Consider the following 18,996-nt stretch of genomic DNA (forward strand, 5'->3'; position numbering starts at 1 on the left):
CCGGGGCTCGAACATGGTTGATGGTTCGTTAACGAAGCCGCGCATAGAGTTGGGCTTCAATGTCTGAAGACTGGAAATCACGAACGGGCTCTTGGCGCGCGCGCTACGGCATCGCCGTCGCGGCGATCGTGCTTTCGCTCGGGGTCGCGCGGGCCGAGAACACGCTCGACCTGGCGCCCGACCCGGACCAGAGCCGCGCCGAATACGAAAAGGTGTCGAAAGAGATCACGCTGTCGTCCGATCGGCTGGCCAAGCTCGCCGCCGACATAGCGGCGGTCAAGAAGGACCACGCCTCGATCACGGCGGCGCTGATCCAGTCGGCGATGACCGAGCAGAAGCTCGGCCAAGACATCGAGGATATCGGCGGCAAGCTGGAAGGGCTGAAGGCCGAGGAGCAGAAGATCCGCGCCTCACTGGCCGCTAGACGCAACGTTCTGGCCGAAGTGCTCGGCGCGCTGCAGCGCATGGGGCTCAATCCGCCGCCTGCGATCCTGGTCAAGCCCGAGGATGCATTGTCGTCGGTGCGCAGCGCCATCCTGCTCGGTGCCGTGGTGCCGGAACTGCGACAGCAGACTGACATATTGCTGGCCGATCTCAAAGAGCAGTCGCGGGTGACGGCCTCGATCGAGGCCGAGCGGGCGCGGCTGACGTCAGCGGTCGGCGAACAGGCGGCGGAAAAAAAGCGGCTCAGCATGCTACTCGAAGCCAAGCAGAAGCTCGCCGCCGATACGGAAACCGCGTTGGCCGCCGAAAAGCAGCGGTCCGCGACGCTGGCGGCCAAGGCCGGCAGCCTGAAAGAGCTGATCGCATCGCTGGAGGCCGACAGGGCCCGCAAGGCGGCGGATGCGGCCAAGGCCGCCGAGCAAAAAACGGCGGACGCCGACAAGGGCCCGGCATCGGCCCCGGCGGCGCCGACGGAATTGGCCTCGCTGCCGGTGCCGGAGAGCAACAGGCTCACCGCTGCCGCACCGTTTTCCGCGCTTCAAGGGCAGATCGCGCTGCCGGTCACCGGCAGGATCAAGCGGCGCTTCGGTGCCGACGACGGTAACGGCGCGGTGATGCTCGGTGACATGGTTGCGACACAATCGGGAGCCATCGTCACAGCGCCGGCGGATGGAAATGTGCTTTATGCGGGGCCTTTCCGCTCTTACGGTCAACTCTTGATCCTGAATGCGGGTGACGGCTATCATGTCGTCCTGGCGGGGATGAGCAGAATCAGCGTCGCGTCTGGCCAGTCGGTGCTCGCAGGAGAACCGGTCGGCGCGATGGGAGAGGCCCGGGTGGCGAGCACCTCGGCATCGAAGAATGGAAATGCCACACCGGAGCTCTATGTCGAGTTCCGCAAGGATGGAAAACCCGTCGATCCGGCCCCATGGTGGGCGGACCGTTTTTCTGGAAGGACGTGAATGATGCGGAAACTGTCGCTTCTGTTTGCCGGTGCGCTGATGGGTGCATCGGCGATGAGCCTGGTCTATGGCGCGCCCGGCTCGACGGCGAAGGCTGCGGGCTCCGAGACCTACAAGCAATTGGCGATCTTCGGCGACATCTTCGAACGGGTGCGGGCGAATTATGTGACGCCGCCCGACGACAAATCGCTGGTCGAAAATGCCATTAACGGCATGCTGTCCTCGCTCGACCCGCACTCCTCCTACATGAATGCCGAAGAAGCGCAGGACATGCGCGTGCAGACCAAGGGCGAATTCGGCGGCCTCGGCATCGAGGTCACCATGGAGAACGACCTGGTCAAGGTGATCACGCCGATCGACGATACGCCTGCCGCCAAGGCTGGTGTGCTCGCCGGCGACTATATCGCCAAGATTGACGGCGAGGAGGTTCGCGGCCTGACCCTCAACGACGCCGTCGAGAAGATGCGCGGGCTGGTCAACACGCCGATCAAGCTCACAATCCTGCGCCAGGGCGCCGACAAGCCGATCGAACTGACGGTCGTGCGCGACATCATCAAGGTGAAGGCGGTCAAGTTCCGGGTCGAGAACGACATCGGCTACATGAAGATCACCTCCTTTACCGAAAAGACCTATGACGACCTCGAGAATGCCATCGACACCATCAAGAAGCAGGTGCCGAACGACAAGCTCAAGGGTTACGTGCTCGATCTGCGTCTCAACCCAGGCGGTTTGCTCGACCAGGCGGTGAGCGTGTCGGATGCCTTCCTCGACCGTGGCGAGATCGTCTCGACGCGCGGCCGCGATCCGAAGGACGTCACCCGCTTCGACGCGCGGTCCGGCGACGACATCGGCGGCAAGCCGCTGATCGTGCTCGTCAATGGCGGCTCGGCCAGTGCATCGGAAATCGTCGCCGGTGCGCTGCAGGATCTGCGCCGCGCCACGGTGGTCGGCACGCAGTCCTTCGGCAAAGGTTCGGTGCAGACCATCATCCCGCTCGGCGAGAACGGGGCGCTGCGGTTGACGACGGCGCTCTATTACACGCCGTCCGGCAAGTCGATCCAGGGCAAGGGCATCACGCCCGACATCAAGGTCGACCAGCCACTGCCGGCGGAACTGCAGGGCAGGGATCTGACGCGCGGCGAATCGGACCTCAAGGGCCATATCAAGGGCGCCGACGAAGGCACGACCGGTTCGGGCTCAGCCGCCTATGTGCCGCCGGAGCCGAAGGACGATTTGCAGCTCATCTATGCCGAGCAGCTGCTGCGCGGCCAGAAGACCGATCCGGCGTTCCCGCCGAATCCGCAAAAGGCCGTGTTGAACCAGTAAGGGCGGGCAAGCCGGGGCCAAACAGGTCTGGCTGCCTGAGCGAAGCGATGCGATGCTGCCGGGGCCGCGAGGCTCCGGCAGTTTGATTCGGGGCCGCGGCCGGGATGCTGCGCACCTCGATGAAATGGGGGCGGGCCGATATTTGGATTTGCGCCTTCGGAAAAGGTTTCTTTCGGAGACGCGCGCCGGGGGTGCGGGGCTTGGCTGATATCGGCAAGGACATAGAACGACCTCTCGGACAGGCGATCCGGCCGCCGCGCGCAGGCAGCGGGATCAGCGCCGGTGCGGTCGTGGCCGCGCTTGTCGTGCTGGCCGTGGTCGGCGTTTCCGGCGCGATCGCCTTGCGCGACAAGCCGTTTCGGAAGCTGCAAGAAGCCGCCGTTTCGACGCCGAAGATGCCGGCAGCGGCGGATACCGCCGCGGCGCCGGCCAACGCGACGCCCGAAATGGAAGCGCCAAGCAACGCAAGCGAACAGAAGACAGGCGGGCAGAAGACAAGCGAACAGAAGACGGGCGAACAGAAGACGGGCGGTCCGCAGATCATCCATGTACAGACCGAGGAGGGTGACGGTCCACCCAAGGCCATCGTCATCAGCGACCCTTCGACAATCGGCCAGAACCTCAGGATCGCGCACATTCCCGACAAGGCGCTGATCGAGGCCAGCGAGACCGGTCCGCTGCCGATCCGCGCCGACGACGGCCGGCGCCCGTTCGACGTCTATGCGCGGCCGTGGTCCGGCGCACGCGGTGCACGCGTGGCGCTCGTTATCGGCGGGCTTGCAGTGTCCCAGACCGGCACGCAGGCAGCCATCTCCAAGCTGCCGGCGGAGGTCACGCTGGCCTTCGCGCCGCATGGCAACAGTATCGGCCGCTGGATGCAGGCGGCGCGGCAGAGCGGCCATGAGATCATCATGCAGGTGCCGCTCGAGCCGTTCGATTATCCGAACGTCAATCCCGGCCGCAACACGCTGACCGTGGCAGCGGCGCCGGACGAGAATTTGAAGAATTTACGCTGGGTGCTGTCGCGAACGACCAACTACACCGGCGTCATGAACTATATGGGCGCCCGCTTTTCGGCCGACGCGACGGCGATGGGGCCGTTGATGGCCGAGCTTGGCAAGCGTGGTCTTGCTTATGTCGACGACGGTTCGTCGGCGCGCAGCCTGGCACCCGAATTGGCGCTGAAGGACGGCGTGCCGTTCGTTGGCGGCGACACGGCGATCGACGCGGTGCAGGACCGCGGCGCCATATTGAAGAAACTGGATGGGCTGGAAGCGACGGCGCGAGCGAAAGGGTTTGCCGTCGGCGTCGGCTCGGCCTTCGACCTGACGGTCGATACCGTGTCGTCCTGGGTGACCGAGGCCAAGAAGCGCGGCATCGAGATCGTGCCGATTTCGGCGGTCGCCATAGACCCGGAAAAAGGCTGACATGGCAAAGAACAAGCTCGTTGACCCGGAAACACTGCCTTACCGGCCCTGTGTAGGAGTGATGGTCCTCAATGGCGCCGGCCTGGTCTGGGTTGGTCATCGCATTGCCGAGCCGGACAGCGAATTCGCTGGAACGACGCAGCTCTGGCAGATGCCACAGGGCGGCATCGACGATGACGAGGAGCCGCTGCCTGCCGCGGAGCGCGAACTCTACGAAGAGACCGGCATGCGCTCGGTGTCGCTGCTGGCCGAGGCGCCGCACTGGATCAAGTACGACCTGCCGGCCCATCTGGTCGGCATCGCCTTCAAGGGACGATATCGCGGCCAGACGCAGAAATGGTTTGCCTTCCGCTTCCACGGTGACGAAAGCGAGATCGAGATCAATCCGCCGCCGGGTGGCCACAAGGCCGAGTTCGACCGGTGGGCGTGGCGGCCGATGCTGGAATTGCCCGGCCTGATCGTGCCGTTCAAGCGCAAGGTCTATGAAGGCGTGGTGGCAGCGTTCCAGCATCTGGTGGCGTAGCCGCCGGCCTTCCGCTAAAACAGGTCGGCATGAACGATATCTCCAGCAAATCTCTTCCGCAGACCGTCTCTCTTCCGCAGACCGGCGCCCCGAGTGAGCTGATCAGCGAAGCGGCGGCGGGGGCGATCCTGACCATCGATCTCGGCGCCGTCCGTGAGAATTACCGGCGGCTGAAGGCGCGGCTGGCCGGCGTCAGCTGTGCAGGAGTGGTCAAGGCCGACGGTTACGGGATTGGCGCGGCGCCGGTGGCCGCGGCACTGATGGCTGAAGGCTGCGCCATGTTCTTTGTCGCGCATTTGACCGGAGGCATCTTGCTGCGCAAGGCGCTCGGCTCAAGCCCGGCCATCTACGTGCTGAACGGCATTCCGCCGGGCGCCGAAAGGGAGGCGGTTGCGGCGGGGCTTTGCACCGTCGTCAACAGCATCAGCCAGGTCGCGGCATGGCGTGAGGCGGCGGCGCGTGTGGGCCGTAAATTGCCGGCCGCCATCCAGGTCGACAGCGGCATGTCGCGGCTCGGCATGACACCGTCCGAGGTGAAAGCTGTCGCGCAGGATCCGCAGGCTTTCGACGGTGTCGAACTGACCTTCGTGATGAGCCATCTCGCCTGCGCCGACGAACCCGAGCAACCGGCCAACGAGCAGCAGCGGCTGGAATTCGAACGGCTGCGCAGGATGCTGCCGGAGGCGCCGGCTTCGCTTGCCAACTCATCAGGCATTTTTCTCGGACAGCGCTATCACTACGATCTCGCTCGTCCCGGTGCCGCTCTCTATGGCATCAATCCGACGCCGGCGAAGGAAAACCCGATGCTGCCGGTGGTGCGATTGCAGGCCAAGGTCATCCAGACGCGGATGCTGGAGGCCGGCGCCGGTGTCGGCTACGGTCACACTTTCCGCGCCAAAACTCCGCTTGTCGCGGCGACGATTTCGCTCGGCTATGGCGATGGCTGGCATCGACGCGCCGCCTCCGCCGCCTGGTTCGAAAATGTGCGGCTGCCCTTCGTCGGCCGGGTTTCGATGGATTCGATCATCCTCGACATTTCCGCACTGCCGCCCGGCAGGCTGGAGGCCGGCGACCTCGTTGAACTGATCGGGCCGTCATCGCAGACGGTGGACCAGGTAGCCGGCCATGCCGGCACCATCGGCTATGAGGTCCTGACCAGCCTCGGCCACCGCTTCCATCGGCGCTATGTGAATGGATAGAGACGCAAGCTGCTTGCTCTTTATGCGTGTCGTTTCCCAACAAGCATCGGGCACTTGGCTGGGGCACTAAAATCCGGCAGACAGAAGGCGGCAATAACCCCGGTCTCGAACCCTGACGAGACGTCTTTGCGGAGAACCAAGCGATGAAGATCTTCGTGCTGGGCGGCGGCGTGATCGGGGTTACCACCGCCTACTTTCTTGCCGAGGCCGGCCATCAGGTGACGGTGATCGATCGCCAGAAAGGCCCGGCGCTGGAAACCAGCTTTGCCAATGCCGGCGAGATCTCGCCCGGCTATGCCTCGCCCTGGGCCGGGCCTGGCGTTCCGCTGAAGGCCATCAAATGGCTTTTGATGAAGCACGGTCCGCTGGTGGTACGGCCGGCGCTCGATCCGCATATGTGGATATGGCTGGTCAAGATGCTGCGCAATTGCACGACGCAGCGCTATGCGCTGAACAAGGCGCGCATGGTGCCGCTGGCCGAGTACAGCCGCGACGCGCTGAAGGCGCTGCGCGAGGCCGCCGGCATCGCCTATGACGAGCGCGCCAAGGGCACGCTGCAGCTTTTCCGAACGCAAAAGCAGCTCGATGGCGTCGGCGGCGATGTCGAGGTGCTGAAGACCTATGGCGTCCCCTACGAGATACTCGACCCCGACGGCTGCATTGCGGCCGAGCCCGCGCTGGCTGGCGTGCGCGAAAAAATCGTCGGTGGCCTGCGGTTGCCCGGCGATGAAACCGGCGACTGCAAGATGTTCACCGACAGGCTTGCCGAGCTTTGCGTGGCACGCGGCGTCACCTTCGAATACGACACAGAGATACGGCGTGTCGTCAAGAAGCGCGATCGCATCACCAACATCAGCACCAGCAAGGGCTGGATGGTCGCGGATGCCTATGTGATGGCGATGGGCAGCTATTCGGCGCGGTTCATGCGCATGCTGAAGCGGCCCATCCCGGTTTACCCGGTCAAGGGCTATTCGATCACCCTGCCGGTCAAGGACGCCACCGCCGCACCTGTATCGACGGTGATGGACGAGAGCTACAAAGTGGCGATCACCCGGCTCGGCGATCGTATCCGGGTCGGCGGTACGGCGGAGATTTCCGGCTTCGACATGCGGCTGCACGAATCGCGGCGCCATACGCTCGAACATTCGGTCGGCGACCTTTTCCCGGGCAGCGGCGACATGCGGTCGGCGACCTTCTGGTGCGGGCTGCGGCCGATGACGCCGGACGGGCCGCCGCTGATCGGCCGCACCGATTTCTCCAACCTCTATCTCAACACCGGCCACGGCACACTCGGCTGGACCATGGCCTGCGGCTCGGCCAAGGTTCTGGCCGACATCATCTCCAGCCGGGTGCCTGACATCAACATCAGCAATCTCGGGCCGGAACGATACGCTAAGTAAGGTCGGCCCAGCAGCCGACACGGCGTCACACGAACAATTCCCGGTCCCGTTCAACGGCCTTGGTGATGAAGCTCGCGACGATCTGGACGCGGCGCAGCGGCCTGACCGATTCATGATAGACCAACCAGTAAGCGCGGCGGATGGGTGCGACGATATCGAGAGGCACCAGCTCCGGCATCGAGCGGGCAACGAAGGTGTGCAGGATGCCGATGCCGGCGCCGGAACGCACCGCTTCGGCCTGACCGAGCGCGGAGGAAATGGCGAAGCTGGTGCGCCAGTCGGCGCTGAATTCGGCCGCGTAGTCAAGCGAGGGACTGACGATCAGATCCGGGACGTAGCCAATCAGCGTGTGCTGGCCTAGCGCGGCGGCGGTTCCGGGCAGCCCATGCGTGTCGGCATAGGCCCGGGACGAGAACAGGCCGAGCGTGTAGTCGACCAGCTTTCCCGCTACCAAGCGGCCTTCCGTCGGCCGCTCGACGGTGATGGCAATGTCGGCCTCACGCCGGGACAAAGAGAAGGAGCGCGGCACCGGCACCAGCTGGATGGTGAGCTCACGGTGCAGAGCGGTCAGCGCGCCGAGGCGCCTGGCCAGGAAGGCCACACCGAAGCCATCCGGCGCACCGATCCGCACGGTGCCCGAGACGTCGTCGCCTTCGCCTGCCACGGTCGAGCGCGCCGCGATCATGTCGCCCTCCATGCGTTCGGCGATTTCGAGGAAACGCTCGCCTGCCGGCGTCAGCTCGCTGCCGGTGGTAAGCCGGCGAAACAGTTTTGTCCTGAGCGCATCTTCGAGGGCGGCGATGCGGCGCGACACGGTCGCGTGGTTGAGCTCCAACCGTCTGGCGGCGCCGAGGATCTGGCCGGCGCGCGCCACGGCAAGGAAGATGCGGGCGTCATCCCAGTTCATGGGAGATGTCCGGCAGGACAGAGGGGGGCGCGAAGGAGCTCAACTTAAACAATCCAAGCTGTACCGGCATATCCCTATCATTTGCGTGATTTAATGCACAGATATAAACCGATGTCTATTTTCCGCACAACGGTTGCGTTTTCGCTCGCGTTGCCATCGCTCACGCAAAGGCGGACAATGCCTCATCACGAACCAGGGAGAGAAATCATGATCGAATACGGTCATTTCATTGGCGGCAAGCGCGTCGCTGGGACCAGCGGCCGCAAGCAAAACATCATGCAGCCGATGGACGGCACAGTGCGTGGCACGGTGGCGTTGGCTTCGCAGGCGGAATTGCGCGCGGCGGTCGAAAACGCCAAGGCGGCACAGCTCGGCTGGGCGGCGACCAACCCGCAGCGGCGCGTGCGCATCTTGATGAGGTTCCTCGAGCTGGTCGCCAAGGAGTATGATGCGCTGGCCGAGATATTGGCGCGCGAACACGGCAAGACCATCGCCGACGCCAAGGGCGACATCCAGCGTGGCCTCGAAGTGGTCGAGGTCTGCATCGGTGCGCCGCATATGATGAAGGGCGAGTTCACCGATGGCGCCGGCCCCGGCATCGACGTCTATTCGATGCGCCAGCCGCTCGGCGTCGTCGCCGGCATCACGCCGTTCAATTTTCCGGCGATGATCCCGCTGTGGAAGATCGCGCCGGCCATCGCCTGCGGCAATGCCTTCATCCTGAAGCCGTCGGAGCGCGATCCGGGCGTGCCGATGCGGATTGCCGAACTGTTCATCGAGGCCGGCCTGCCTGCCGGCATCCTCAATGTCGTCAATGGCGACAAGGATGTGGTCGACGCCATCCTCGACGATCCCGACATCAAGGCGATCGGTTTCGTCGGCTCGACACCGATCGCCCAGTACATCTATTCGCGCGGCTGCGCGGCCGGCAAGCGCGTGCAGTGCTTCGGCGGCGCCAAGAACCACATGATCATCATGCCCGATGCCGACATGGACCAGACCGTCGACGCGCTGATCGGCGCCGGCTACGGCTCGGCCGGCGAGCGCTGCATGGCGATCTCGGTGGCCGTCCCGGTCGGCAACGACACCGCCAACCGACTGATGGAAAAGCTGGTGCCGCGCGTCGAGAGTTTGAAGGTCGGTCCGTCGACCGACTCTTCCGCCGATTTTGGCCCGCTGGTCACGGCACAGGCGCTGGAGCGGGTCAAGGGTTATGTCGATATCGGAGTCAAGGAAGGTGCCAGGCTGGTGGTTGACGGCCGCGGCTTCTCGATGCAGGGCTACGAGAACGGCTACTATATGGGCGGCTGCCTGTTCGACAACGTGACCGCCGACATGCGCATTTACAAGGAAGAGATCTTTGGGCCGGTGCTCTCGGTGGTGCGCGCGCCGACCTACGAGAACGCCATCAAGCTCGCCAACGAGCACGAAATGGGCAATGGCGTCGCCATCTTCACCCGCGACGGCGATGCCGCGCGCGACTTCGCCTCGCGAGTCCAGGTCGGCATGGTCGGTATCAACGTGCCGATCCCGGTGCCGATCGCCTACTATACGTTTGGCGGCTGGAAGGCGTCCTCATTCGGCGACCTCAACCAGCACGGGCCGGACGCGTTCCGCTTCTACACCAAGACCAAGACGGTGACGTCGCGCTGGCCGTCCGGTGTGAAGGACGGTGCCGAGTTCGTCATCCCGACGATGAACTGATCCTGATCGCAAACGCTGAACGAGGCCTGGGCACGGACCCGGGCCTTTTCGTTTGAACGTTAATGTGATGGAACCAAGAAGGCAGCAATTCTCTTAAGTTGTGATCCTGCAGCGAGGAGGCGCTGGCAGACCAAACCAACGGCGCTGGTGACGGCTCCGGGGGATATCGTCAGGCGCAAAGGAGGTGTCAGATGACACGTCGCATGGCGACTATCGCTTGCGCGGCAACGGCGGCGCTTTCCGCCATCCCGGCAATGGCTGCCGAGCAATGCGCGGCACGCGCCGATATGGTCAAGGCGCTCGGCGAGAAGTTTCATGAAAACCCGAGCGCAGTCGGCGTCGTCAATCCGAATGTGGTGCTTGAAGTCTTCGTTTCCGACAATGGCACATGGACCATCCTCGCTAGCGACACAAAGGGTCAAAGCTGCGTGATTTCGGTGGGCGAAGGCTGGGAGAGCGCGATGACCAAAGCGGCGCTGCCAGGCACCTGAACGATTTATCACGGGTCTGCGCGCCTCGGCATGGCCGCGCCGCCTGTGGCCCGTTCTTTCGGCGACAACCGTAAAACGGATCTGCAGGCGCCCGCTCCGGCGCCTGCTTGCGCTTTTCCATTGCCGATACCATATATCGAGAACATAATGGGAACATCTGGAATCGTTCCCACCGATGGCAGACCGGAACACAGAAAGGAACGACGCGATGATGATGACGTCGGAACCGGCCTGGATCGCTCCGGCAAAATGAGGCCGTCAAACCCCTCCTTTGCCGGAACGTGATGGCAAAGGAGGTGCCCTATGGCACGCAAATCGCTGTTGGGATGGGTGAAAACCCTGGTTCTTGCTGGCGCATTGGCGGTGGGTACGAACACCGCAAGCGCACAATATCAATACTGCGTTGAACATGGCGAGCTCGTCGCCCATTTGAGCGAGAAGTTCCAGGAAAGGCAGTTTGCTTTGGGGCTGATCGGTCAGGTGGCGGTGATGGAAGTCTTTGTCGCCGAGACCGGAACCTGGACCATCGTCGTCACCGATATCGCCGGCAGAAGCTGCATCGTCGCGGCCGGCGACAATTGGGAAAACGTGATGGCCCTGCCCGGCCAGGGCGCATGACGAAATGGCAGGCTCAGCGTGTGGCAGCTGCCTCGGCATGGCCGCGCAAAAGCGCCATCAGGCGCTTGGCGTCCTTGGCAGCGGCCTCCTCGTCGCCGGCGAGGATCGAGCGGATCAGCGCGACATGGTGCTCGGCGGATTCGGCCAAGCCGGTATCGGCCTTGTAGCGGAACCAGAAGCGGCGACTGTGGGTTTGCAAGGGCGCCGCCAGGCGCGCGGCGAACGGGTTGTCGGCGGCCAGCGCCAGCGCCTCGTCGAGAGCCTTGTCGGCCTGGATGAAGTAAAGCACATTTTCCGAAATCACCGCTTTCTGCATGGCCAACGCTGCGTCATGAAACAGGTCGGCGGCCTCGCGGGTGACGAAGCGGGCGGCCGAGCGGGCAAGCACCACCTCGACGCCACGGCGGGCGTCGAGGACGCGCAGCCAGTCGCCGGGGTGAAGCGGGGCAATCGCAATGCCGGCGCGCGGTCGGACCTCGAGCAGCCCTTCCCAGGCCAGCCGCTGGATCGCCTCGCGCACCGGGGTGCGGCCGAGCCCGAGCCTGTCGATCAGCGCGCCCTCGGTGATGAAGCTGGCGGGCACCAGCTCGAGCGTCACGATCATATGTTCGAGCATGCGGTAGGCCTTCGCGGTCGCCGGCTCGGAGCCTAGATTTTCATATATCAATGCCGGCCTCCTGATATATTGTTGATATATCATAGCGGATTCAACGTTGACAGCCGGCTTCTTAAGAAATATACGACTGATATATCAGATGGAGCGACCGATATGTGGGCCGGAGTCTTCCCCGCCGTTACGACCAAATTCACCGAGGATGACCGCCTCGACCATGCCGAGATGGAGCGCTGCTTTGCGCTGCAGATGGAGGCCGGCTGTGACGGCATCATCGTCTGTGGCTCGCTTGGCGAAGGGCCGATGCTGTCGCATGACGAGAAGATCGAGGTGCTGAAGACCGCGCAGAAGATCGCAGGCAAGAAACCGGTGCTTTTGACGGTCAACGAGGCCGGCACTCGCGAGGCGGCCGCAATCGCGCGCCGCGCCGCGAAAGAAGGCGCCAACGGTCTGATGGTGGTGCCGAGTCCGATCTACCATACCAACGCCGAAGAGACGGTCGCGGCACTCCGCGCTGTCGCCGCGGCCGGCGACCTGCCGGTGATGATCTATTCCAACCGGCTTGCCTACCGTGTCGACGTCACTGTTGACCAGATGGAGGAGCTGGCGAAGGACAAGCGCTTCGTCGCCATCAAGGAGTCCTCCGACGACATCCGTCGCTCGACCGAGATCATCAACCGCCTCGGCGACCGCTACGACCTGTTCACCGGCGTCGACAATCTCGCCTTCGAAGCGCTGTCGGTCGGTGCCATCGGCTGGGTGGCGGGCCTGGTCACCGCGTTCCCGCGCGAGACGGTCGCCATCTACCAATTGATGAGACAGGGCCGCCGCGAGGAGGCGCTGACGATCTACCGCTGGTTCCGGCCGCTGCTCGACCTCGACGTCTCGACCTATCTGGTGCAGAACATCAAGCTCGCGGAAGTCTTCGCCATCAACACCAACGACCGCGTGCGCATGCCGCGCCAGCCGTTATCGGGCGAGCGCCGCAAGACGGTGGAAAAGATCGTCAGGGATGCGCTGGCGGTGCGGCCAGAGCTGCCGACATTCTGATCCACTCCCTTTGAGGGTATTTGCAGATGTGCAGCGCGGCGCACAGCAAATGAATGATGATGCTACGCTCGACATCGCCATTGTCGGTGGCGGCATCATTGGCATCTGTGCCGCCGCCTTTCTGGCCGAAGCGGGACGAAACGTCACGATCTTCGATCGGACGGGAATCTGCGAGGAGACCAGCTCCGGCAACGCCGCTGCCTTTGCCTTCTCCGACGTGTTGCCGCTCGCCCACAAGGGCATGATCAGGCAGTTGCCGAAATGGCTCGCCGACCCGCTCGGTCCGCTCAGCATTCCGCCCGCCTATTTGCCGAAGCTGCTGCCTTGGCTGGTCCGCTTCTGGCGCGCCGGGCGAAGCGACCGCTATGAAGCCGGCCTTGCGGCGCAGGCCGGGATGATGAAGCTCGCCGAGGCGGAATGGATGGGCTTGCTGGATCGTTCCGGCACACGGCCGCTGCTGCACGAGGACGGCTCGCTCGAACTCTACGAAAGCGAGGCCGAGTTCAAGGCGTCGCTGCCCGGCTGGGCGGCAAGGCAGCGCTTCGGCATCGGCTTCAGCCATGTCGAAGGCAACGCTCTCGCCGCCTTGCAGCCCGGCCTGTCGCCGCGCTTCGTCAAGGGGACGTTCGTGCCGGGGTGGAAGACCGTCGCCGACCCCATGCTGCTCGGCAAGGCGATTTGGGCCTATGCCGAGGGATTGGGCGCGGGGTTCGAAAAAGCCCGGATCGAGCGCGTCGAGGCGGGACAGGACGGCGCGACGCTGACCATGGCCGAGGGCACGACGCGGCGGGCAAATCATGTCGTCATCGCTGCCGGTGCGTGGTCGCATCTGCTGGCAAGAAAACTCGGCGATCGCATCCCGCTGGAGACCGAGCGTGGATACAACACGACGCTGCCGAAGACCGCCTTCGACGTGAAGCGACAGCTCATCTTTTCCGGGCATGGCTTCGTCATCACGCCGCTCGAGACCGGCCTGCGCGTCGGCGGCGCGGTCGAGCTCGGCGGCCTTGAGAGGCCGCCCAATTACGCGCGCTCGAAAGCGCTGCTCGAAAAGGCGCAAAAATTCCTGCCGGGATTGGACCCTGCCAATGGCCGCGAATGGATGGGGTTCCGGCCGTCGCTGCCGGATTCGCTGCCTGTGATCGGGCGGTCGCAACAAACGCCCTCGGTGGTGTATGGCTTCGGCCATGGTCACCTCGGCCTGACCCAGGCTGCGGCGACCGGACGCTTGATCCGCGAGCTCGTTCTCGGGCAAAGTCCATCGCTCGATCTCGGTTCCTTCAGGCCGCAGCGGTTTTGAGTTCCAAGGTCTTAAATCGGGAGCCGTCATGGCCAAGAATTCCTTCTTCTGCATAGACGGCCACACCTGCGGCAATCCGGTGCGGCTGGTTGCCGGCGGTGGGCCGCTGCTCAACGGCGCGACGATGATGGAGCGGCGAGCGCATTTCCTGGCCGAATACGATTGGATCCGCACCGGGCTGATGTTCGAGCCGCGTGGCCATGACGTGATGTCCGGCTCGATCCTCTATCCGCCGACGCGTGAGGATTGCGACATCGCCATCCTGTTCATCGAAACCTCGGGCTGCCTGCCGATGTGCGGCCACGGCACCATCGGCACGGTGACTTTTGCCGTCGAACATGGATTGATCAAGCCGAAGACGCCGGGCGTGCTCAGGCTGGATACGCCGGCGGGCCTGGTCGTCGCCGAGTACAAGCAGGTCGGCGACCATGTCGAGGAGGTGCGCATCACCAATGTGCCGTCGTTCCTCTATGCCGAGGGACTGACGGTCGAATGTCCCGGGCTCGGCGAGATCAGCGTCGATGTCGCCTACGGCGGCAATTTCTATGCCATCGTCGAACCGCAAAAGAATTATCGCGACATGGCCGAGCATTCGGCCGGCGAGCTGATCGCCTGGAGCCCGGTGGTGCGGCAGCGGCTCAACGAGAAATACACCTTCGTCCATCCGGAGAATCCCGGCATCAACCGTCTGTCGCACATATTGTGGACCGGCGCGCCGACCAACCCGCAAGCCGATGCCCGCAACGCCGTCTTCTACGGCGACAAGGCAATCGACCGATCGCCCTGCGGCACCGGCACCTCGGCGCGGATGGCGCAGCTTCACGCCAAGGGCAAGCTTGGGGTTGGCGACGACTTCGTCCATGAATCGATCATCGGTTCGCTGTTCAAGGGCAAGGTGGAGGAAGAGATCACCGTCGCCGGCAAGCCGGCAATCATTCCGTCGATCGGCGGCTGGGCGCGGATGACCGGATTGAACACGATCTTCATCGACGACCGCGACCCGTTCGCGCACGGCTTCGTCGTCAAATAGAGAGAATCCTGACCTTGGGGAAACAACGAGGAGCGGCAAGGGGATTCCCTTCGGTGACGCAACGATCCCGCTCATCAACTTATTTTGACGGTGATTTCTTCGAAACGAAGCGCATGGTGTGGTTGAATCATCAAAGACATTGCGTTAGGCCAATGATAGGGTCCGCTCTGGTCCAGAGGCCGGATAGGAAAAAACGGGCAATCCGATGGCGTGCGACGAAAACACCCATGGCGATTGAAAAATCACGTTGCAATCCGGGCTCGAAACTTTACGACTAGGGGCAATACGAAAAGGAATGCGTCTGCATGGGCGACATTCCAGGGGAGCCACGACAGCATGCAGTATTTTGTCCAGCAGCTTATCAATGGGCTGACGCTGGGATCGATCTATGGGTTGATTGCGATCGGCTACACGATGGTCTACGGCATCATCGGCATGATCAATTTCGCCCATGGCGACATCTTCATGGTCGGCGCTTTCACCGCCCTCATCGTTTTCCTTATCCTCGGTGCGTTGTTCTATTCGGTGCCGATCGTCGTTGCGCTGCTGATCATGATGATCGTGGCGATGCTTTTGACCGGCCTCTACAACTGGACGATCGAGAAAGTGGCTTACCGGCCGCTGCGCGGTTCGTTCCGGCTGGCGCCGCTGATCACCGCCATCGGCATGTCGATCGCCCTGTCCAATTTCGTCCAGGTCACGCAAGGGCCGCGCAACAAGCCCGTCCCGCCGATGGTCTCCAAGGTTTATACGATCGCGGGCATCAGCGTGTCGCTGAAGCAGATCATCATCGTCCTGGTCACCATAGTCCTGCTGGCGCTGTTTTGGTATCTGGTCAACAAGACCTCGCTCGGCCGGGCGCAGCGCGCCTGCGAGCAGGACCGCAAGATGGCGGCACTGCTCGGCGTCGACGTCGACCGCACCATCTCGATCACCTTCATCATGGGCGCCGCGCTTGCCGCCGTCGCCGGCACGCTGTTCCTGATGTATTACGGCGTGGTGGTGTTTTCCGACGGTTTTACGCCCGGTGTGAAGGCGTTCACCGCCGCGGTGCTCGGCGGCATCGGCTCGCTGCCCGGCGCCGTGCTCGGCGGGCTGATGATCGGCTTCATCGAGAGCATGTGGTCGGCCTATTTCTCGATCGACTACAAGGATGTCGCCGCTTTCTCCATCCTGGCGATCGTGCTGATCTTCCTGCCTTCCGGCATTCTGGGCCGGCCAGAAGTCGAAAAGGTCTGAGATCATGGCGGTTACCGTGTCTCCGGAAAGCGCCGTCGTCGCCACCCCAGTCCAGCGCGCTTTTCGCGAAGCGCTCTATGCCGGCGCCATCTCGCTTGGCCTGTTCGTGCTGTTCATCGGCCTGAAGACCGATCAGAACATCTCCAACGAGTTGATCCTGGTGCAGCGCTGGGGCCTGCTCGGCGCCGTGGTGATCGCCACCATGATCGGCCGTTTCCTCTACGTCGCCTATGGCCAGCCTTTCATGGCCAACCAAAAGATCGCCGATGTCGCCACCGGCCTGCTGCCAGACAGTGTGGCGACGCGGTTCTTCCGGTTACAATATTTCTTCGCGGCGATCGGTATTGCGGTCGTTCTGCTTCTTCTGGCCAGCTCCCTTGACGGGCTGGTGGGGCCCGATCTTGCAGGTTATGCGCGTTTCGTGCGAGCGCTGGCGATCATCTATGCGCTGGCTTGGGTGATCTACTATTTCCGTGCCTTCATCCATGCCCATTTTTCGGCGCTCGGCATAACCGCGCTGGCGCTCTATCCGATCATCGTCGTGCTGGTGCTTGCTCTCTATACGGGCTCGATGGTGGGCGGCTTCCAGGGCTCGCTGAAATGGGTCGACAATTTCGGCATCCAGATCCTGATCTACGTGATGCTGGCCTGGGGACTGAACATCGTCATCGGCCTCGCCGGCCTGCTCGATCTCGGCTATGTCGCCTTCTACGCCGTCGGTGCTTACGCCTACGCGTTGCTCGGCACGCATTTCGGCCTGTCGTTCTGGATCCTGCTGCCCGCCGCCGGCCTGATGGCTGCGTTCTGGGGCGTCATGCTCGGCTTCCCGGTGCTGCGCCTGCGCGGCGACTATCTGGCCATCGTGACGCTCGCCTTCGGCGAGATCATCAGGCTGGTGATCATCAACTGGCGCGAAGTGACCAACGGTTCGGCCGGCATTTCCGGCATCCCGAAGGTTTCGTTCTTCGGCCTGATATCGTTCAATGTCTCGGACCCCAACTACATCGCCAAGGTGTTCGGAATTGCCCAATCGGGCGCCTATTACAAGATCTTTCTCTACTACCTGATCCTCGGGCTCTGCCTGCTGACTGCCTTCGTCACAATAAGGCTGAGGCGCATGCCGGTCGGCCGCGCCTGGGAAGCGCTGCGCGAGGACGAGATCGCGTGCCGCTCGCTCGGCATCAACACCACCACCACCAAGCTCACCGCCTTTGCCACCGGCGCGATGTTCGGCGGCTTCGCCGGCTCGTTCTTCGCCGCACGGCAAGGCTTCGTCAGCCCGGAATCCTTCGTCTTCCTGGAATCGGCGATTATCCTCGCCATCGTCGTGCTCGGCGGCATGGGCTCGCTGGTCGGTATCGCCGTCGCCGCGCTGGTGATGATCGGCGGCACCGAAGCGCTGCGTGAACTCGATTTTCTGAAGCGGATATTCGGCCCCGACTTCACCCCGGAACTCTATCGCATGCTGTTGTTCGGCATGGCGATGGTCATCGTCATGCTGTGGAAGCCGCGCGGCTTCGTCGGCAGCCGTGAACCGACAGCCTTCCTCAAGGTTCGCAGGGCCGTGTCGGGATCCTTCACCAAGGAGGGACACGGCTGATGAACGCGAGCCCCTCCGTGACCGACGCCATCCTCCAGGTCGAGCATCTGTCGATGAAGTTCGGCGGTCTCGTCGCCATCGGCGACCTGTCCTTCCAGGCCAAGCGCGGCGAGATCACCGCGCTGATCGGTCCGAACGGCGCCGGCAAGACCACCGTGTTCAATTGCATCACCGGTTTCTACAAACCGTCCGAAGGCATGATCACGCTCAACCGGCGCGACGGCTCGAGCTTCCTGCTCGAACGTCTGCCGAACCATGAGATCCCGGCGCGTGCCAAGGTGGCGCGCACCTTCCAGAACATCCGCCTGTTCTCGGGCATGACGCTGCTGGAGAACCTTCTCGTCGCCCAGCACAACAAGCTGATGAAGGCCTCCGGCTACACCATTCTCGGCCTGTTCGGCTACAGCGGCTACAGACAGGCTTCGGCGGAATCGGTTGAACTGGCCGAGCACTGGCTGGAGAAGGCCGATCTTGTCGGCCGCGCCGACGATCCCGCCGGCGATCTGCCCTATGGCGCGCAGCGGCGGCTCGAAATCGCTCGCGCCATGTGCACCGGGCCTGAGCTTCTGTGCCTCGACGAGCCGGCCGCCGGCCTCAATCCGAAGGAATCGGCTGGGCTCAATGCGCTTCTGATGGACATCAAGGACAACACCGGCACGTCGATCCTTTTGATCGAGCACGACATGGCGGTGGTGATGCAGATTTCCGATCACGTCGTGGTGCTCGAATACGGGCGCAAGATCTCGGACGGCAACCCGCAATCGGTACGGACCGACCCGCGCGTCATCGCTGCCTATCTCGGCGTCGAAGACGAGGAGGTCGAGACTGTGCTCACCGAAGTCGGCGACGAAGACGTCATCGAGCAATTGGATACGGGTCCGGATGCCGCCCACGGCCCAGGCACATCGTCTTCGTATCTCGCCGGACCGGTGGCCGATACGGTCGGCCACAGCGAGGGCGAGCGCGTCACCGTGTCGAAAGGTGCCTCGAAAGCCGGGCAGTTCGACGCGAGGTCGAGTGCCGCAGCAAGCAAGGCGGCAGCGCAGGCCAAAGCCAAACCGACGGCGAAATCTTCTGCCGCGAAATCCTCCGCAGCAAAGCCGGCGACCAAGGCTCCGGTGAAGCCGAAGACACCGCGCGTCTCCAATCGGCGTGGAGGGCGT

15 protein-coding genes and 3 pseudogenes are annotated in these 18,996 nt (G+C 63.5%); 16 read left to right on the forward strand and 2 right to left on the reverse strand.

What is annotated here, in order from left to right; translation table 11 throughout:
* The first annotated feature begins 59 nt into the window (after positions 1-59).
* The 6 genes from NKJ08_RS06635 (at position 60) to NKJ08_RS06660 (ending at position 7,281) form a co-directional block, all read left to right on the forward strand.
* Positions 60-1,406: a murein hydrolase activator EnvC family protein gene (locus NKJ08_RS06635; protein WP_352781555.1), complete on the forward strand. Its 1,347-nt coding sequence runs from the start codon at positions 60-62 to the stop codon at positions 1,404-1,406.
* Positions 1,407-2,732, forward strand: coding sequence for a S41 family peptidase (locus NKJ08_RS06640; RefSeq protein ID WP_352522918.1), 1,326 nt, complete (start codon positions 1,407-1,409; stop codon positions 2,730-2,732).
* 200 nt (positions 2,733-2,932) lie between these two features.
* Positions 2,933-4,159 (forward strand): divergent polysaccharide deacetylase family protein, encoded by a 1,227-nt coding sequence (locus NKJ08_RS06645; RefSeq protein ID WP_352781556.1) that lies wholly within the window; start codon positions 2,933-2,935, stop codon positions 4,157-4,159.
* 1 nt (position 4,160) lies between these two features.
* A complete protein-coding gene (locus NKJ08_RS06650; protein WP_352522916.1) occupies positions 4,161-4,682 on the forward strand; it encodes an RNA pyrophosphohydrolase in 522 nt (173 codons plus the stop codon).
* Positions 4,683-4,711: 29 nt separating this feature from the next.
* A complete protein-coding gene (gene alr, locus NKJ08_RS06655) occupies positions 4,712-5,881 on the forward strand; it encodes an alanine racemase (RefSeq protein ID WP_352522915.1) in 1,170 nt (389 codons plus the stop codon).
* A gap of 143 nt (positions 5,882-6,024) precedes the next feature.
* Positions 6,025-7,281, forward strand: a complete 1,257-nt coding sequence (locus NKJ08_RS06660) for a D-amino acid dehydrogenase (RefSeq protein ID WP_352522914.1) — start codon at positions 6,025-6,027, stop codon at positions 7,279-7,281.
* 25 nt (positions 7,282-7,306) lie between these two features.
* Here NKJ08_RS06660 and NKJ08_RS06665 read toward each other — a convergent pair whose 3' ends face one another.
* Entirely contained in the window at positions 7,307-8,188 is an 882-nt protein-coding gene (locus NKJ08_RS06665) for a LysR family transcriptional regulator (RefSeq protein ID WP_352522913.1), read from the reverse strand.
* A gap of 207 nt (positions 8,189-8,395) precedes the next feature.
* Between NKJ08_RS06665 and NKJ08_RS06670 the strand changes: the two genes are divergently transcribed.
* The 3 genes from NKJ08_RS06670 to NKJ08_RS06680 all read left to right on the forward strand — a co-directional run bounded on the left by NKJ08_RS06670 (position 8,396) and on the right by NKJ08_RS06680 (position 11,001).
* A complete protein-coding gene (locus NKJ08_RS06670) occupies positions 8,396-9,892 on the forward strand; it encodes a CoA-acylating methylmalonate-semialdehyde dehydrogenase (protein WP_352522912.1) in 1,497 nt (498 codons plus the stop codon).
* Between the two features lie 191 nt (positions 9,893-10,083).
* The gene (locus NKJ08_RS06675; protein ID WP_352522911.1) at positions 10,084-10,383 is read left to right on the forward strand and encodes a hypothetical protein; all 300 of its coding nucleotides are present in this window, start codon (positions 10,084-10,086) and stop codon (positions 10,381-10,383) included.
* A 303-nt stretch (positions 10,384-10,686) separates the two neighbouring features.
* A complete protein-coding gene (locus NKJ08_RS06680; RefSeq protein WP_352522910.1) occupies positions 10,687-11,001 on the forward strand; it encodes a hypothetical protein in 315 nt (104 codons plus the stop codon).
* A 13-nt stretch (positions 11,002-11,014) separates the two neighbouring features.
* Here NKJ08_RS06680 and NKJ08_RS06685 read toward each other — a convergent pair whose 3' ends face one another.
* Positions 11,015-11,701, reverse strand: coding sequence for a GntR family transcriptional regulator (locus NKJ08_RS06685; RefSeq protein WP_352522909.1), 687 nt, complete (start codon positions 11,699-11,701; stop codon positions 11,015-11,017).
* 69 nt (positions 11,702-11,770) lie between these two features.
* On the opposite strand from NKJ08_RS06685, the gene NKJ08_RS06690 reads away from it, so the two are divergent.
* The 7 genes and pseudogenes from NKJ08_RS06690 to NKJ08_RS06720 all read left to right on the forward strand — a co-directional run.
* A complete protein-coding gene (locus tag NKJ08_RS06690; protein ID WP_352781557.1) occupies positions 11,771-12,664 on the forward strand; it encodes a dihydrodipicolinate synthase family protein in 894 nt (297 codons plus the stop codon).
* A 49-nt stretch (positions 12,665-12,713) separates the two neighbouring features.
* The gene (locus NKJ08_RS06695) at positions 12,714-13,964 is read left to right on the forward strand and encodes an NAD(P)/FAD-dependent oxidoreductase (RefSeq protein ID WP_352781558.1); all 1,251 of its coding nucleotides are present in this window, start codon (positions 12,714-12,716) and stop codon (positions 13,962-13,964) included.
* A gap of 28 nt (positions 13,965-13,992) precedes the next feature.
* Entirely contained in the window at positions 13,993-14,994 is a 1,002-nt protein-coding gene (locus tag NKJ08_RS06700; RefSeq protein ID WP_352781559.1) for a 4-hydroxyproline epimerase, read from the forward strand.
* A 336-nt stretch (positions 14,995-15,330) separates the two neighbouring features.
* The gene (locus tag NKJ08_RS06705; RefSeq protein ID WP_352522905.1) at positions 15,331-16,233 is read left to right on the forward strand and encodes a branched-chain amino acid ABC transporter permease; all 903 of its coding nucleotides are present in this window, start codon (positions 15,331-15,333) and stop codon (positions 16,231-16,233) included.
* 4 nt (positions 16,234-16,237) lie between these two features.
* Positions 16,238-16,510: pseudogene (locus tag NKJ08_RS06710) on the forward strand (DUF3382 domain-containing protein); the annotation flags it as partial.
* 195 nt (positions 16,511-16,705) lie between these two features.
* A pseudogene (gene livM, locus NKJ08_RS06715) lies at positions 16,706-17,833 on the forward strand (high-affinity branched-chain amino acid ABC transporter permease LivM); the annotation flags it as partial.
* Positions 17,833-18,993, forward strand: a pseudogene (locus tag NKJ08_RS06720) (ABC transporter ATP-binding protein); the annotation flags it as partial. The pseudogenes livM and NKJ08_RS06720, both read left to right, overlap by 1 nt.
* Positions 18,994-18,996: the final 3 nt, after the last annotated feature.

The organism is Mesorhizobium sp. M0244 (assembly GCF_040321795.1).
GTDB lineage: Bacteria > Pseudomonadota > Alphaproteobacteria > Rhizobiales > Rhizobiaceae > Mesorhizobium.